We start from the raw sequence: 17230 nt of genomic DNA, 5'->3' as shown, positions 1-17230 counted from the left end.
TTTGTTCTTTCAAGGACTTGCAAGGCGTTGCAACGTTATAAGTACGCCATCTTTTAGGGCAATCCGGTAACATGGCAAGCAGCGTACACCCAGATGGAGTCTCATGTTACCGGCATCGCCAGCAAAAATATTGGCAGGATCACGAATTTTGGCACAAGTTGTGACAAAAGTATCCGGCCGCCTCGCCATAGCGGGCATAGAGGGCGTATTGGCCGGCGTCCTGGCCACGGTCGCGCCGCCCGCCGCCGCCCAGGGCCTGCAATACGAGGTCCACATCGACGCCCCCGGCGCGCTGGAGGAACTGCTGCAGCAAAACCTGGACCTGGTGCGTTTCCGCGGCAACGCGCGCATGGACCGCGAACAGCTGCTGCGGCTGGTGCGCGCCGCGCCGGCCCAGGTCAAGACGCTGGTGGCCACCGACGGCTATTACTCGCCGGTGGTGAGCGCCCGCCTCGACCGCGACGGCGACACGCCCAGGGTCGAGGTCAGCGTGCAGCCGGGCGAGCCGGTGCGGGTCGGCGAGATCGAGCTGGTGCTGCAGGGCTTCGCGCCCGTGCCCGGCCTGGCCGCCGACCAGCAGTTCGACACCGCCGCGCTGAAGGCCGGCTGGACGCTCAAGCAGGGCCAGGTCTTCCGCCAGACCGACTGGGAACAAGCCAAGCGCGGCCTGCTGCGCCAGGTGGTGCAGACGCGCTACCCGCGCGCGCAACTGACCGACAGCCAGGCCACGGTGGACCCGGACAACCATCTGGCCGCGCTGCGGGTGGTGCTCGACAGCGGCCCGGAGCTGCGCTTCGGCGAGTTGCGCATCGAAGGCCTGAAGCGCTACCCGGCCGCCATCATCCGCAACCTGAACCAGATCCATCCCGGCGACTACTACAGCGAAGCCGCGCTGCAATCCTACCAATCGCGCCTGCAGGACACCGGCTACTTCGCCAGCGTGGAAGTGAGCGCCGACATGGGCGCGGTCCTCAACGAGCAGCTCGAGGCGGGCGCCGCCACCCCGGCGCAAAACGCCGACGCCGCGATGGCGCCGCTGCCGCTGCTGGTGCGCGTGACCGAGAACAAGCGCCGCAACGTCAGCGCCGGCCTGGGTTTCAGCACCAACACCGGCAACCGCGCCTCGCTGAGCTACGACGATCTGGCGGTGTTCGGCCTGCGCATGAAAAGCGCGCTGACGCTGGAGACCAAGAAGCAGACCGCGCGCAGCGACTTCTACTTCCCCACCACGGCGGACGGCTACAACGACAGCGTCGGCGCCTCGTTCGAGCGCAGCGACATTGCGGGCGAAGTCACCAGCGTGGCCAGCGTGGCCGGCAAGCGCGCCTGGGGCACGCCGCTGCTGGAACGCAGCTTTTCGCTGGAGCTGCTGACCGAGACCAAGACGCTCGACGGCATCCCATCCAGCACCAGCAAGAGTTTGCCGCTGACCTACGGCGTCACCTGGCGCAAGCTGGACAACCTGCTGTTCCCGACCAAGGGCTACGCGCTCAACGCGCAGCTGGGCGGCGCGCTGCTGCCCATCCTGACCGACGAGGCCTTCGTGCGCGGCTACGCGCGCACCGTGTGGTACCGGCCGCTGACCACCAGCACCAATCTGATACTGCGCGGTGAGCTCGGCGCGCTGGCCTCGCGCGACAAGAACGGCGTGCCGGCCGTGTACCTGTTCCGCGCCGGCGGCGACCAGTCGGTGCGCGGCTACGCCTTCCAGGAGCTGGGCGTGCGCGAAGGCGCCGCGATCACCGGCGGGCGTTACCTGGCCACCGCCAGCGCCGAGTTCCAGTACTGGTTCAAGCCCACGTACGGCGCGGCGCTGTTCTACGACGCCGGCAACGCCGGCGACACCTTCAACGCGCTGCATCCGAAGTCCGGCTACGGCGTTGGCGGCCGCTGGAAGAGCCCCGTCGGCCCGATCAACGTGGACGTCGCCTACGGCCACGCGGTACGCAAATATCGATTGCACTTCTCGCTGGGATTCACTTTCTGATGGCCGACAACCAAGACAAGCAAACACCGGCCGCGCCCGCGCGCCGCCGCTGGCCGCAACGCGTGCTCATTTCGCTGGCCGTGCTGGTGGCGCTGCTGGCCGGCGCCTTCTGGCTGCTGGGCCGCGAATCGACCCTGCAGCAGCTGGTGCAGCGCATCGCCAACGCCAGCGGCGGCCAGGTCGCCGTCAGCGGCGTGAGCGGATCGCTGTACCACCGCATGCACATCGGACGGCTGGTCTACCGCAGCAAGGACAGCGTCATCACGGCCGACAACATCGACATCAACTGGTCGCCGTTGCAGTATTTTTCGGAAGGCCTGTCGATCAGCGAGTTGCACGTGGCCGCGCTGACGGTGCACAACCTGCGCCCGTCCGAGCCGGCCAAGATGCCGGAATCGCTGGCCGCGCCGTTCCGCCTCAAGCTGTCCGACGCGCGGCTCGACAAACTGACGCTGACCAGCGCCACCGGCAGCAACGTCATCGAACTCCTGCGCTTCAAGCTGTACGGCGACAAGAGCAGCTGGCACCTGGAAGACGCCAGCGCGCACACCGCGTTCGGCGACGCCAAGGCCGACCTGACCATCGCCACCAGCAAACCGTTCACACTGCAAGGCAAGGCCTCGCTGGCGCAGGCTTCCGTCAACACCGCCGCCAGCGCCGGCGCCGCGCAGCTGTCGCTGGAAGCCGGCGGCAACCTGACGCTGATGACATTGCTGGCGCAGGGCAGCGCCAATGGCGCCAGCGGCAAGGCCTACGTTGCGCTGGCGCCGTTCGATCCCATCATCCTGCGCACGCTGGACCTGAACGGCCATGACCTCAATCCGGCCGGCTTCAATCCCGGCTGGCCGCAGGCGAAGTTCAGCCTCAAGGCCAGCGCCGCCATCACGGCGGACCAGAAACTGTCCGGCCAATTCGCCCTGCTGAACCAGGACAAGGCCGCACCGCTCGACCAGCAAGGCCTGCCGCTGCAAGCCTTCAGCGGCAAGCTGGCCGGCACGCTGACCGCCTCCACGCTGGAAAACGTGCTGCTCGACCTGGGTGCGGCGGGACGCTTCACCGGCGGCGGCCAGGTCAAGCGCAGCGGCCCGGAAGCCGGCATCGACGCCGCGCAGTTCACGCTACACACCGACCGCCTGGACCTGAAGAACATCCACAGCAGCATCAACAAAACCAGCGTCGCCGGCGACATCACGCTGGCCAGCACGCCGACCAGGCAGACGCTGGACGCCCGGCTGTCGCAGGACGGCCTGCGCCTCGACCTGCAAGCCACGCTGGCGGACGCCGTGCTGCAACTGCACCAGGCGCGCCTGCTGGCGAAGAAAGGCAGCATCACCGCCAGCGGCCAGGCCAGCCTGAAAGACAGGCAGGAATTCAGCGCCAAGCTGCGCGCCGAGCACTTCGACCCGTCCGCGCTGGGCGCCGGCTATCCGATCGCCGACCTCAATGCCGACATCACCGCCAGCGGCCACGTCGTCCCCGCATGGCAGGTCGCGGCAAGCTTCGACCTGAAGGCCAGCAAGCTGGCTGGCCAAACCCTGTCCGGCAACGGCAAGCTCAATGCCGACGCAAAGCACATCAGCGGCGTCGACGCCCATCTGGCGATGGCGCAGAACACCGCCGACATCAGCGGCAGCTTCGGCGCGCCGGGCGAACAGCTGCGCTGGAAAGTCGACGCCCGCCAATTGTCGGCGGTGGCCTCCGACTTGATTGGCGCCGTCAACGCCAGCGGCATCGTCAGCGGCAACATGGAAGCGCCGCGCACCACTTTCGAAGCCGACGCCAAGGGCCTGGGCCTGGCCTCCGCCAAACGCCCCGCGCCGGATAGCCTGATCCACGCCGCCGGCGACATCGCACTGGCCGGGCCGAAGAAAACGCCCGAGCTGAAAATGAACGGCGCCATACAGCGCCTCAATCCCGCCGCATTCGGCGCGGCGCAGGCGGGCGCCGTCAACGCCACCTTCACAGCCGACGCGCGACTGGCGAGCGACTGGCGCGCAGGCCTGAACCTGACGCTGCAACCATCGACCTTCGCCAACGCGCCATTGAGCGGCTATCTGAAACTGAACGCCGACAAGAACAGCATCAGCAACGCAGACATCGACCTGCGGCTGGCTTCCAACAGCCTGCAGGCGAAGGGCAGCTTCGGCAGCGCGCTCGACAAGCTGGAATGGAAGCTCAACGCACCGCAACTGGCCGCGCTGGGTCCGCAGTTCGCCGGCACGCTGCGCGCCAGCGGCACCCTGTCCGGTACCACCGCCAAGCCGGCGCTGGCGCTCACGCTGGACGGCGCCAACCTGCGCGCGCCAGGCCAGCAGCAGATCGGCACGATACGCGGCAGCGCCACGCTGGGCAGCACCATCGCGATGGCGGCCGGCACAGCGCCGGCCGCAACGCCGGGCGCACGCGCCCGCGTCCGCGCCGAAGCCGACATCTACGCCGACGTGCCGCTGGTGAGCGACATCGAGATCACCCGCTACGTCTCCCCTGCCCTCACGCTGGACAAGGCGCGCCTGCAAACCAGCGGCACCCGCAGCAGCCACACGCTGCAAGTGAGCGCCAGCAACGCCGACTTCGACGCCGCCGTGCGCGTCAAGGGCGGCTGGGCCAACGACGCCTGGACCGGCGCCATCGACACGCTACAAAACCACGGCCGCTTCGCCCTGACGCTGGCCGCGCCGGCGCCGCTGAAGCTGACCGCGCCGGCAGGCAGCGGCGTGGCCGGCCTGCTGCACCCGGAGCAGATCGCCCTCGGCAGCGCCACCATCAAGCTCCCCGACGGCAGCATCCGCATCGACAGCCTGGAAAAAACCGGCCCCGCCTGGCGCAGCAAGGGCCTGGCGGCCGGCGTGCCGGTCAACTACCTGGCCCAACTCTCCGACGCCTGGCGCGACAACGTCCGCAGCAACATGACCGTCGGCGCCGAATGGAGCATGAACCTGCAAGCGGCCAGCAAGGGCAGCCCGCCGGTCCTCGGCGGCATGCTGCACGTGTACCGCGAACAGGGCGACCTGACCATCACCGGCGCCGACCTGCCGCAGCCGCTCGGCCTGCGCACGCTGGACGGCCGCGTCGACGTCAACGACGGCACGCTGCACCTGCAACTGAACCTGGACGGCACCCGCGCCGGCCAGGCCCGCATCGACGCCACCGCCCAGCTGCACGAAGGCCGCCTGACCGAGAGCAGCGCCATCACGCTGAACGGCACCGCCAATATGGGCTCGCTGGCCTGGCTGGCGCCGCTGGCCGGCCAGCCGGGACTGGAAATCGACGGCGCCCTGAAGCTGGCCGTCAGCGGCAGCGGCACGCTGGGCGCGCCGCAGCTCAACGGCGACATCAGCGGCGACAAGCTGGTGCTGAACTGGGTGGACCAGGGCATCAAGCTGCGCAACGGCCAACTGCAGGCGCGCCTCGCCGGCGACCAGCTGCAGCTGCAAAAGCTGGCCTTCGACGGCGCCGAGGGCCACGCCCAGGCCGACGGCTGGATACGCTACGCCGGCAACGAAGCCACCATGAACCTCAAGCTCAGCGCCGACAAGCTGGAAGTGCTCGCGCGGCCCGACCGGGTCCTGGTCATCAGCGGCCAGAGCACGCTGGTGCGCGACGCCAAGCGCTTCCAGCTGGACGGCAAGTTCCGCGCCGACCGCGCCAACATCGAACTGGCCGGCGAGAACACGCCGACGCTCAGCGACGACGTCGTCATCATCGGCAAGGGGACGGCGCCGGTCAAGGCTCAGCAAGGCCAGCCGCTCAACATCGACCTCGAGGCCGACCTGGGCGACGCCTTCAAGCTCAAAGGCAAGGGCCTGGACGCGCAACTGGCGGGCACGGTGCGCATCCGCGTGGCGGACCGCCGGCCGCCGCGCGTCACCGGCAGCATCCGGGTGGAAAGCGGCACCTATGCGGCCTACGGACAGAAACTGGCGATCGACCGCGGCGTGATCAACTTCACCGGCGCCTACGACAACCCCGGCCTGAACATCCTGGCCGTGCGCCGTCGACCGGAAGGCGAGGCGCTCAGCGAGACCAATGTGGAAGCGGGCGTGGAAGTGCGCGGCACGGCGCTGGCGCCGGTGGCCAAGCTGGTGTCGACGCCGGCCGTGTCGGACAGCGACAAGCTGGCCTGGCTGGTGCTGGGCCATGGCATCGACAACACCGGCGGCAACGACATGGCGCTGCTCAGCGCCGCGGCGGGCGCGCTGTTCGGCGGCGGCCAGGGCAAGCTGGCCAATGCATTGGGAGTGGATGAACTGGGCGTGAGCCAGGCGGCCGGCACGGCGTCCGGCGCTGCGACCGGCTTGCAGACCACGGTGGTCACGGTGGGCAAGCGCCTGTCGTCGCGCGCCTACCTGAGCTTTGAACAGGGCACGGGCACGGCGACCAGCCTGGTCAAGCTCAAATACAAACTGAACCCGCGCATCTCGCTGCAATTCCAGACCGGCACCAACAACGCGCTGGACGTGCTCTACACCTGGGCCTTTGACTAAGCCTTAGCTCGGGTTGTGGTCCGGCACCGGATCGTCCTGCGGCACGGGATGGGGGATGGCCGGCGGCGCCGGATCATCCACCGGTACGGGATCGGGGGCGCGGTGTACGTTGTGCATGGTCGGTACTCCTTGAGCTGACTCGGTTCCCCATTCTACGCCGCCCTACCCCGGTTTCGCGTGCCTGACGTATTTATCCAGCCACGCATTGGTCTCGTACAGCATGTGCAGGATCGACTCGCGCGCGCGGTAGGCGTGCGACTCGTTTGGCAGCATCACCAGCCGCGCCGTGCCGCCCAGGCCTTTGATGGCCTGGAACATGCGCTCGCTCTGCAAGGGGAAGGTGCCGGTGTTGCTGTCCTCGGCGCCGTGGATCAGCAGCATCGCATCCTTGATCTTGTCGGCGTTATTGAACGGCGACATGGCCTGGTACACCTCCTGCGCCTGCCAGAACGGCCGTTCCTCGGACTGGAAGCCGAACGGCGTCAGCGTGCGGTTGTAGGCGCCGCTGCGCGCTATCCCGGCGCGGAACAAACGCGTGTGCGCCAGCAGGTTGCCGGTCATGAAAGCGCCATACGAATGGCCGCCGATGGCGATGCGGTGACGGTCGGCCACGCCGCGCCGCACCACCTCGTCCACCGCCGCCTGCGCGTCCGCCACCAACTGCGGCAGATAGCTGTCGTTCGGCTCCGCTTCGCCGGCGCCGATGATGGGGAAGGATGGATTGTCCAGCACCGCGTAACCCATCGCCAGGAAGGCCGCCGGCCCCCAGTAGCTGACCGCGTTGAAGCGGTAAGGAGAACCGGTGGTCTGGCTGGCCGCGCCGGCCGATTTGAATTCCTGCGGATAGGCCCACATCAGCAACGGCAGCGGGCCGTCGCGGCCGGCGTCGTAGCCGGCCGGCAGCATCAGCGTGGCCGTCAGCTCGACGCCGTCGTTGCGCGGATAGCGGATCTGCTCCTTGTGCACATCCTTCAGCTGCGGGGTCGGATGTGGATAGTTGGTCAGCGCCGTCAGCTGCGCGTGTTCCGGCTTGGTCAGGTCGCGCAGATAGTAGTTGGGCCGCTCGGTCGGCGATTCGCGCGTCGTCAGCAGCAGCGTGCCTTCGTCGTTCAGCACCGCCGCAACGTTCTCGAAATACGGCGCGGTGCTCTGGAACAGGCGCACCTTCTGTTTGGTGGTCAGGCTCAGACGGTCGATGAAGGGACGGTCGCCTTCCGGCGTGGCGCCGGCGCCGTCCAGCAGCACCGTGGTGCCGGGACCGATCAGCAGGCGCGGGAAGCCGCTGGCGTCGGCCCGCATCACCGGCGAACCGGGACTGTTGTAGCGGTCCTCGTACGAACCGGCGTAGATCAGCTCCGGCGGCGTGGACAGGTGTTCGGGCTCGATCATCCACTGCTTGTAGTCGCGCGTCTTGTGCCAGCGTTCGTTGATCAGCGCGACGTCGCCGCGCCCCCAGGCGATGCCGGCGTAGCGCATCGTCAGCCGCGCCAGCACCAGCGGCGGTTCGCGGAACGGCGCCGCGTGCATATAGACCACGTCGCGGATGCTGTCGATCACCGGACTCGCCGGATCGCCGCCGTCCTGCGCCTCGGTCCACACCAGCGTGGCCGCCACGTCGGCCCGCCACGACACATGGCGCACGCCTTCGGACACCGCGTCGTTCCCCTGCGGCAGGCCTTCCTCCAGCGGCAGCGTGGTCACCGTGTGCAGCACGTCGCCATTCAGGTCGCGCACCTCGACCCGCTCGCCGAAGCTCGATGCCGGCACGATGTAGGAGTAAGGGCGCGTCACGCTTTGCGTCAGCAGATACTGGCCGCCCGGCGCGATCGAGGTGCGCGAGAACTGCCCCGGCGCGCCGATCATGCGCGACTTGCCGTGCAGGTCCAGCAGCACCATCTGCACGGTGATGTAGTACTCGAACAGGCGCGCGTCGGCTTCGTTCTTCAGCAGATCCTGATAGGTGCGCAGTTGGCGCACGGCGCCACCGGGTTCGCTGTCCTGCTGGATCGGGCCGGAGGGAATGCCGTCCGACTGCGGCGCCTTGCCGATGCCGGCCGGACGCCAGTGCGCCAGCAGGCCGCTGCTGTCCGGCAGCCAGTTGAAGCCGCGCGTGAGCACCGCCGACAAGGGCTGCGCAGACAGGCGTTTGGCCTTGCGCGCGGCGATATCGACCAGCCACAGTTCCACCGCGCCGCGTTCGCCCTTGTAGGCCACGTGCGAGAACGCCAGGTAGCGCTGGTCCGGCGACCAGGCCAGGTCCGCCAGGCGCAGCGCGCGCGGCAGGCCGCGGATGCGGCTTTCCTTTTGCGTGGCGATGTCGAGCAGAGCGAGGTCGGTGCCGAACGAGAAACGGGAGGAGGAACAGGTGCGCGGGTTGATGCGCAGGCCGGCCAGCTTGAGCTCCGGCTGCGCCACTTCGGCGATGCCCGGCAGCGGCGGCGTTTGCACCACGGCGACCAGGTTGCGTTGGGGGCTCAGGCTGAGCGCCGGCGCGCGCGGCGCGTCGACGATGTCCAGCAGGGCGGAAGGTGGCAGGCGGTAACCATCCTCCTGCGCGCCGGCCTGCGGCGAGGCGGCCATCAATCCCAGATTCAGGGGCAGCAAGGTTAACGGTTTGTTCATGGATATCCTTTCGGTCCAGAAGCGGGGCTGCTGCAGTTCAGTTTGCTTATGCTATCCGGGATTGTCAATCACTGCCGGATAATGCGTGACAATCTGTAACGCTGGGGCGCGGCGGCGGCTTGGCGTACAATCGCGGTTCTTCGAATCACGCCGTTGGAATCGCTTATGGATATGCCTACTATCGTCTTGTTGCTGCTGGTGCCGCTGGCCATCTGGCGCATCTACTCGCGCCTGAAACGCATGATGGGCCGCAACAAATCCGAATTGTGGCGCCACGCCGCCTACGCGACGGTGGCTGGCGTGACCCTGGCCGTGCTGGCCGTGGTCCTGATCGGAAAATGGCAGGCGCTTGCCGCGCTGCTGGTCGGCGCCGCCGTCGGCGCCGCGCTGGGCCACCGCAACATGAAGCTGACGCGCCTGCAAAACACGGCCGAGGGCTTCTTCTACACGCAGAACCGCCGTTTCGGCCTGCTGGTGACGATGCTGTTCTTCGGCCGCCTGATCTACCGCCTGTTCGAGGCCTACCTGCACATGCACGACCAGCTGCCGCTGGACCCTGACTTCGTCGGCCATCCGCTGACGGCCGTGGTGTTTGGCCTGACCGCCGGCTTCTGGGGCTGCTACCACCTGCTGCTGCTGCGCTGGCGCCGCGCCGTCAAGCCGGTGCCGCGCCCGATCGACATCTTCGACATTAAATAAACTATTTAGCCGCCAGCTGCTGCACGAACTCGCAGTAGGCCGGCCGCACCGCGGCGCTGGACAGCACGCCATTGTGGCCGGCGTCCGGCACCATCACCATGCGCTTGGATTGCGTCGGCAGGGCGTCGTAGACCTGGCGCGCCAGGCGCGGCGGCGTCACCTTGTCGTCGCTGCCCTCCAGCACCAGCGCCGGCCCGGCGAAGCCCGAAGCCGCCACCACGTTGTCTATCCCCTTGAGCGACTCGCTCAGCTCCACCCGCACGAACGGCCACGCATACCAGGGCAGCATGTTGTTGGCCCAGTCGCGCGCGTTGGTGGTGGTCGATTCCAGTATCAGCCCACGCACGGCGGGCCGCTGCTGCGCCACGTAGGCGGCGATGAAGCTGCCCAGCGACTGGCCATGCACGATCACCCGGCCCGGCGCCTGGGCGTTGACCAGGTCGAACTCGCGCAGCGCGTCGGCCTTCATGGTGGCGATGGTTGGCACGCCGGTGCTGCGGCCGTAGCCGCGATAATCGATCATCACCACGTCGGCGCGGCATGGGCCGACGGCGGCCAGCACATGGTCGCCATGTTCGTCCAGGTGGAAGCCATTGCCGCCGAAGTACAGCACCGTCAGCGCGTTGGCGTCGCCACCGGCAGCGGTGGCGCTGACGCCGTTGAGCTGTCCATCGTCCGCCGCCAGCGACACCGGCGCCAATTTATAGCCCGCCGTACCGGCGTCGCCGACATGGCCGGCAGGCCTGGCCTCGCCCGCGCGGTCGGGCCGCACCACACTGCCCTCGCCGATCTGCACCGCGCAACCCGACAACATCGCCACTATTAGTACCAATATGAGTTTCATAATTATCTCCAGTGAATGTACAATATATAACAACAAAGTTTTAATGTAAAACGATAAATTTTTACTGTATTACGATAAATATGAAAATCACCCTGATCCGCGTTCTACTGTGGTTGTGCGTTGCCGTGCAAGCGGCCTTCTTCGTGCTGGCCTGGACCACCTACGCGCCCAGCATCGGCGCCATGACCATCGACATGACCGCCATCGGCATGCCCTTCGGCGCCAAGCTGGCTTTGACGCCGGTCCAGCGCGCGATCGGCGCGGCCTTGGCGCTGCCCATCACGCTGGTGCTGTTCTATGGACTGTGGCGGCTGGACCGGCTGCTGCTCAACTTCCGCCGCCAGGATCTGTTCACGGCGCAGTCGATCGGCCATCTGCGCGCCTTCGCCGGCGCCACCCTGCTTTCGACGCTGCTTTCCATCGTCGAACTGCCGGTGCGCACGCTGGCGCTGCGCATGACGGGCAGCGCCGACCAGCACTTCGCCATCGGCGTCAATTCCGAGCAGCTGATGCTGATCCTGGTGTGCGGCATGTTCTACCTGATCACGCGGCTGATGCAGGAAGGCCGCCGCCTGCGCGAAGAGAACGAGGGTTTTGTCTGATGGCGATCCTGATCAACCTCGATCTGATGCTGGCCAAGCGCAAGGTCAAGTCGCGCGAACTGGCGGCCTACGTCGGCATCACCGAGCAGAATCTGTCGCTGCTCAAGTCCGGCAAAGTAAAAGGCATGCGCTTTTCCACGCTGGAGAAAATCTGCGAGCGGCTGGCCTGCCAGCCCGGCGACATCCTGACCTGGGTGCAGGACGAAGGCGACAGCGGCACCGACGCCGGCGAACTTCTATAAGGCGACGCCTTTTTAACGACAGTGCTATCGTATTTCCTGCGATGTGGAGAAGTTTTGGTGGTATTCTGAGAGTATCCACAGGGCAACTAATTTGCACTTTCATGAATACTTCGATTTACGACAAGACCGCCAAGGGCCGGGACGAGATCGCGACGCGCAAGTACCAGCTCGCACCACGTCTTCGAAGCCTGCTGGTATTGATCGACGGCCGTCGTACGGAAGAGGAATTGCTGCGCAATGTGGCGGGGTTGGGTTTGACTAGCGCCGCCCTGGACGAACTGTTGGAAGGGGGGCTTATCGTGCTTTCAACCAGCTATGCAACGATGGCGGTGGCGCCGGTCGCCGATCCCGCGCCAGTCGCTCCGGCCCCGGCCCCGGCGGCGGTCGCACAGGCCAGTCAATTCCAGGCGCTGTACGAGTTTTATAACAAAACCATCAAGAGCACGATAGGCCTGCGCGGCTTCACCTTGCAGCTGAAGGTGGAAAAAGCCAGCTCGGTCGAAGAACTGCGCGAACTGCGCATGCCCTACCTGGACGCGGTGCAAAGAGCCAAGGGCAACTTCGCCGCCGCCAGCCTCGCCGAACAGCTGGACCAGCTGCTCGACGAGCGGCCGGCCCAGGCCTGAACACGAACGGTCAGCCTCAGGCCACCTTCGCCACTTCCACCGGACGGCGCTGCAGCACGAAGATGGGCTGCGCCCACTCCGTGTCCTTCTTCTTTTTGCTCGTGATGAGCGTCAGTTCCGAAGGATCGTAGACGTCGGTGTTGTGCGTCAGCGGCGTCGTCATCAGGTATTGCGCGTCGGTGTTCTTCAGGAACTCGCCGACCAGCTGGATGTTACGGATATCCAGGTGGGCAAACGGTTCATCGATGAACACAAAGCCGCCGGAACCATCTTCCGACTTCAGCAAACCAATCAGCAGCACCAGCGATTTCATCACCTGCTGGCCGCCGGACGCTTCGCCGTCGTTCATGCCGATGATGCCCTTGCCGTCGAACTTGAAGCGCACGTGCAGGCCGGCCTGCGACAGCAGCGTATCGTCGTTCTCCAGGCGCACCGGATCGGAATGCACCTCGATGCCCGCCAGCTCGCCCAGCTCCTTGATGTTCTTGGAGTAGGTCTTGATGGTGTAGCGCAGCCGCTCCATGTAGGCGCCGCGCGCGTTGCCGGTGGCCTCGATGGCGCGGTTGTTCTGGTAGCGGCGCTCCTCGGTTTCCGACTGGCGGCCATGCAGCTGATCGTTCAGGCGCTGGTACTGGTCGATCACGGTGGCGTCCAGTTCCCAGTCGCTGCGGGCCAGGCTGGCCTCCAGCGAGTGGACCCGCAACACCACCTGGTGCGAGTTCTGGTGCTCGTTGACCAGGCGCGTGCGGCGCGCCGGACGACGCCAGCTCTTCGGCAGGTGACGCCAGTTCTTGCGCAGCGTGAGCAAGGCGCGCGCGTGGTCGGAACGCTGCTCAATCTGGCGCTTGTTGTTCAGGCGCAGACCGGCTTCCGATTCCGACAAGGCAAAGCGCGCGTTCTGCCACGTCGTGTCGGCGCGGGTGCGCGTGACGACGGCGTTCTTGATCAGCGCTTGCAGCTCGCCGAGGCGGGTACCGACTTCGGTGCGTTCCTCCTTCAACGGCACGGCGTTGCGCGCCGCTTCGTCGAATTCCTCCTGGCGGGCGGCCAGTTCCTTGGCGGCGTCCACACCGGCCAGGCGCGATTTCAGCGTGCTGATTTCGGTCGCCAGCTTGGACACGATCAGCGTCAATCCATCTTCCTGCGCCTCCAGCGCCGGCAGCGATTTCTGGATCGCTTCCATACGCTGGGTGCGGCCGGCGGAGCCGAAGCGGTAGCGCGAAGCTTCCACGAACAGCGAGCGCCCGCCGCGGCGTTCGCGGTGGTAGGCGTCCGGCGTGATCCACTCGTCGTGGCTACCCAGCTTGGCGCCGGCGTCCACGGTGTCCACGCGGGTGATGCGCGACAGCTGCTCCACCAGCCACGAAGGCACCTTGGCCGAGAACTTCACCACCGACATCAGCGAGTCGTCCTTGACGGTCGGCGCGTGCACCAGGTCCGGCACGATGAAGTGGCGATAGCGCTCCTTCTCCGCCAGGCGGTAGGCGGCCGATGCGTCGGACGATTTATCCAGCAGCACCACGGAGGCATAGCCACCCAGCACGCCTTCGATCGCACCCTGCCAGCGCGCATCCGTCACCTCGACGATGTCGGACAGCATGGCGTGGCTGATGCCGGCGTCGTTCAGCGCGCGGCGCATGCCACGTTGCGCTTCCGGTTCCGGCATCGCGGTCTTGCCCTGCAGGGCGGCGATGGTCGACAGCTCGCCGGCGATCTTGGCCGCGACGGCGTCGCGCGCCATGCGCTGGCGCGCCAGTTCGATTTCCTTTTCCTGCAACTGCTGCGCCACCGCGGCCAGGTCGCCGCCGGCGTCGTCGGCCAGCTTTTGCAAGCGGACCTTCTGTTCCAGCAGGCTGTCGAGCGGCTTGAGTTTGCCGTTGATCTGGTTCAGGCGGTTTTGCAGCGCGGTCGATTCCTGCTCCAGCACCGTCTCGTGCTGTTGCGCGTCGGTCAGCGCCTTCGCTTGCGCGGCCAGCGCGTTGCGTTTGTCGGTCAGCTGGGCGTCGGCCTGCATCAGCGGCTTGCGGGCGTCGCGCAGCTGGCGGCTGATGTTGGCATGCTTCTCGCGCGCCTCGTGGTACTCCAGCGTCGGCAGCACTTCTTCCTGCAGGTTGCGGCGTTCCTTGTTCAGGTCTTCCCACTGGTGGTAGTTGGCCACGCGCAGGCGCAGGCCCTCCAGGTTGGTCTTGGAGGCTTCCAGCTCGGTCTCGAAGCGTTTCAGTTCGATTTCGGTGTCGCGCTGGTGGCGCTTGGCTTCGTCGTAGGCGTCCAGCACTTCCTTGTCGCCGAAGACCTGGAACACCAGGTCCAGCAACTGGCGCGGCGCGTATTCGCACAGCTTGTCGGTTTCGCCCTGCTCGAGCGCCAGCACTTTCGCCATCGCCGGCGACAGGCCGGCGTTGGCCAGGCGCTTGCGGTAGTTCTCGACGCCGAGCCAGTCGTTGCCGGCTTCGCCGATGTCTTCGATCTGCACGTTACCGGGGCGCATGAGGTACTGGCGCTTCCAATCGCCGCCGTTTTTCTGGATCTGGCAGAACAGCGTGACCTCGTCGTCGCTGAAGAAGCCGGAGCTACGGAACGGACGGTTGGACAGCTGCTTGCCGACGTTCTTGTTGTCGACCACGGCGCGCAGCCAGGCGGTCTGCTGGCCGCTGTGGCGGGCGTAGTGCTTGTAGGTGCGGCCCATCGAGCAATCGAGGCCGAACAGCGTGCGCAGGGCGTCCAGCAAGGTGGTCTTGCCGGAGCCGTTCTGGCCGGCGATGGTGATGATCTTGGCGTCCAGCGGGATGTTCTTGATGCGCTGCCAGTAATCCCAGTGGACCAGTTCTAATGATTTAATGTGAAACACGTTTAGTCCTCGGCTGGAAGTTCGGAGTCGGGGGCGGCGTCGTCGGCCACCTCGTCGTCGTTGGCGGCGATCGGCGGCGCGCTGCGCGGCACCGGGATGATCTGCGCCGGCGAGCGCTTGAACACGTCGGCCAGCGCGCCGTTGATGATGCGCTCTTTCAGCTGGTCGGTATCCATCATCAGGTCCAGCAGCGGGCCTTCGACGATGATGTCGCCGCGGCGCTCGATGAAGCCCAGCTTGGCCAGGATACCGAGGTTCATGTCCAGCCGGGTCTTCTTGCCCAGCTTGTCGCCGAAGTCGGCCAGCAGCGCCTTGTAGGCGATGCCGATCGAGGTGTCTTCCGCGCGCGGCAGCGGCTTCTCGACGCCGAACATGTCGTTCTGGTCGTCGTCCGCGTGCTGGTGGGTCTCCTGGCGTTCGCGCTTGGGCAGGATGATCTGCGCCCACAGCACCACCAGCAGCGCCACGCCGTCGCGCGACAGGCCGAAGTTGTTGTTCTGCCAGACATCGCGGGCGCCGAAGATCTTCGGCTCGATGGCGCGGTGCAGCGCGATCGTCACGTGGTCGGCGTAGACGTTGTCCAGCAGTTTGAGGCCGGTGGCCAGCAAACGCGCGTCGACTTCGGCGCGGAACAACTCGTCCGACAGCACGCGCTTGACCAGTTTATCGTCGCGGCGCAGGGTTTGATGCGTCAGCAGGCGCGCGATCAGGATTTGGGAATCGTCATTCATCTGACTTGTCGCCTTCCGTATTCAAAGACAGTGAGAGGGAGGCCAGGGACATCGCCGCCACGTGCAAATCGGGCAGCTGTATCATTTCGTCGGTTGGGGTGAAGGTCACCGGCAGGCGCGCCAGTTCGGCGGTGGCGCCTTGCAGGCGGGCCTCGTCGGCGTCGCCCAGCAGCGGCAGCAGCGAGGCGCGGTAGGAGGCCACGGCGAACGACGCCGGCAGCAGCGAATCCTGCACCGAGATCGATTTCGGGCCCTCGTCGGCGACGCTGGGGAAGTTGCCCAGCGCGGCGAAGTCGGACAGGCGCGCCAGCCAGTCATCCAGCTCGCGCTGCATCTGCGGGCCGTCGCTGATGGTGGTCGGGGCGTCGGTGCCGGCGGGAAGACCGTTGGAGACGGCGCTGATGGCGCGGTCCTGCAACAATTCGGTCTCGGCGACGTCGATCATCTCGGCCGGGGTGATAAACAGCGGCACCACCGGCTGGTCGATCGCGCCTTCGGCCAGCGAGGCCAGGTCTTCGTGCAGCAGCAGCCAGCGCTTGATGTCGGTGGTGGACAGGCCGGACTGGCCCAGATGGACGCGCTGGCGTTCGATCTGGTTCAGCGCGCGCGAGAACATGCCCTGCATGTTCAGCAGCGCCGATTGCGCGCGGCCGATGGCCTGCGCCGCCTTGTGGGTGGCGCTGTCGGCGTTTTCGTCGGACAGGATGGCGCGCAGGATCTCGGAGCCCTTCTCGACCCAGTCGCAGGCGGTATGCCACTTGGCCTGCGAGGCGCGCAGGCGGAACTCGGAACCGGAGGCGATGGCGTCGGAGAACTCCTCGGTCAGGTCGACCAGGCGGCCCAGCAGGTGGTTCAGCTGGTCGACGGTGACGCCGCCCATCACCTGGGCGCCGGCCACCTGCGACAGCAGGAAGCCCATGTCGGCCGTGTCTTCGTTCTTACCGAGGGTCAGCAGGCCGTCGATGGCCGAAAGCACGTTGCGCGCCATCGGCGTGACGCGGTAGACGGCTTGTTGCGCGTCCCAGGCCAGCAGCTGGTTGGTGCGCAGGCGCATCAGCACCGTCTCCAGCGACTCGGGCAGCAGGTAGGCCAGGCGGGTGTTGATGTCGGCGCGCGAAAAGGTGGACGAAGCGGCGTCGGACGCCAGCTCGCGCAACACCAGCAGGCGCACCAGCACGCCGTCAAAACCGCCGTGGAACAGCGCCGTGAAGACTTGCAGCAGCGGCTGCGCGCGTTTCAGCTGGTAGACCTGCTCGATCTCGTCGGCCGAAAAATTCGGCTGGAAGTGGGCTTGCAGGCTGTCCTGCTGCTGTTGCTGATCCAGCTCACTTGTTATAATTTCTATCATTCTTTGCCATTCTGTACGCATCGCAACGACTAGATTGCGGGGGCGTCAGTATAACAGGCAAAAGCGGGGGTCAAGTCTGACATTCGGACACGAGCTCCGCTGTAGGCGGCGCTTACAGCGGAGCTCGTGTCCGAATGTCAGACTTGACCCTGAACCTTCCCCTCAAATTTCTTGTAAACATTTGAGGAAGCTGTTAA

General features: G+C 66.4%; 11 protein-coding genes. 6 read left to right on the top strand and 5 right to left on the bottom strand.

Translation table 11 applies throughout. From position 1 onward, the window contains the following. Window positions 1–160 precede the first annotated feature (160 nt). Both AC07OK_RS29840 and AC07OK_RS29835 read left to right on the top strand, forming a co-directional pair. Window positions 161–1987, top strand: coding sequence for an autotransporter assembly complex protein TamA (locus AC07OK_RS29840; protein WP_494693672.1), 1827 nt, complete (start codon window positions 161–163; stop codon window positions 1985–1987). Further along, a complete protein-coding gene (locus AC07OK_RS29835; RefSeq protein WP_494693671.1) occupies window positions 1987–6471 on the top strand; it encodes a translocation/assembly module TamB domain-containing protein in 4485 nt (1494 codons plus the stop codon). The genes AC07OK_RS29840 and AC07OK_RS29835 overlap by 1 nt, the downstream gene beginning before the upstream one ends. Window positions 6472–6633: 162 nt before the next feature. On the opposite strand, the gene AC07OK_RS29830 is transcribed toward AC07OK_RS29835, so the two are convergent. Further along, entirely contained in the window at window positions 6634–9093 is a 2460-nt protein-coding gene (locus tag AC07OK_RS29830; RefSeq protein WP_494693670.1) for an alpha/beta hydrolase family protein, read from the bottom strand. Between the two features lie 165 nt (window positions 9094–9258). Between AC07OK_RS29830 and AC07OK_RS29825 the strand changes: the two genes are divergently transcribed. Next, entirely contained in the window at window positions 9259–9792 is a 534-nt protein-coding gene (locus AC07OK_RS29825) for a CcdC protein domain-containing protein (protein ID WP_494693669.1), read from the top strand. 1 nt (window position 9793) lies between these two features. Here AC07OK_RS29825 and AC07OK_RS29820 read toward each other — a convergent pair whose 3' ends face one another. Further along, window positions 9794–10636 carry an alpha/beta hydrolase gene (locus AC07OK_RS29820; RefSeq protein ID WP_494693668.1) on the bottom strand — a complete coding sequence of 281 codons (843 nt, stop codon included), beginning with the start codon at window positions 10634–10636 and terminating at the stop codon, window positions 9794–9796. 80 nt (window positions 10637–10716) lie between these two features. On the opposite strand from AC07OK_RS29820, the gene AC07OK_RS29815 reads away from it, so the two are divergent. From AC07OK_RS29815 to AC07OK_RS29805, 3 genes are all read left to right on the top strand, one after another. Next, on the top strand, window positions 10717–11238 hold the full coding sequence (locus tag AC07OK_RS29815) for a DUF2975 domain-containing protein (protein ID WP_494693667.1): 522 nt from the start codon (window positions 10717–10719) through the stop codon (window positions 11236–11238). Beyond that, window positions 11238–11480, top strand: coding sequence for a helix-turn-helix domain-containing protein (locus AC07OK_RS29810; RefSeq protein ID WP_494693666.1), 243 nt, complete (start codon window positions 11238–11240; stop codon window positions 11478–11480). Before AC07OK_RS29815 ends, AC07OK_RS29810 begins: the two co-directional genes overlap by 1 nt. 101 nt (window positions 11481–11581) lie before the next feature. Continuing rightward, a complete protein-coding gene (locus AC07OK_RS29805; protein ID WP_494693665.1) occupies window positions 11582–12106 on the top strand; it encodes a hypothetical protein in 525 nt (174 codons plus the stop codon). A 16-nt stretch (window positions 12107–12122) separates the two neighbouring features. Here AC07OK_RS29805 and AC07OK_RS29800 read toward each other — a convergent pair whose 3' ends face one another. Genes AC07OK_RS29800 through AC07OK_RS29790 form a run of 3 tightly spaced genes read right to left on the bottom strand, consistent with a single transcriptional unit; the run spans window position 12123 to window position 17033 of the window. Beyond that, window positions 12123–14954: an ATP-binding protein gene (locus AC07OK_RS29800; protein ID WP_494693664.1), complete on the bottom strand. Its 2832-nt coding sequence runs from the start codon at window positions 14952–14954 to the stop codon at window positions 12123–12125. 2 nt (window positions 14955–14956) lie between these two features. Continuing rightward, window positions 14957–15685 (bottom strand): hypothetical protein, encoded by a 729-nt coding sequence (locus AC07OK_RS29795; protein WP_217942358.1) that lies wholly within the window; start codon window positions 15683–15685, stop codon window positions 14957–14959. Then, the gene (locus tag AC07OK_RS29790; protein ID WP_494693663.1) at window positions 15678–17033 is read right to left on the bottom strand and encodes a hypothetical protein; all 1356 of its coding nucleotides are present in this window, start codon (window positions 17031–17033) and stop codon (window positions 15678–15680) included. Before AC07OK_RS29790 ends, AC07OK_RS29795 begins: the two co-directional genes overlap by 8 nt. Between the last annotated feature and the right edge of the window lie 197 nt (window positions 17034–17230).

The sequence above is a fragment of the Duganella sp. GW821-FHT07G03 genome (assembly GCF_059418605.1).
Note: the sequence above shows the minus strand (reverse complement) of the source record. Positions and strands in the feature narration are given on the sequence as shown.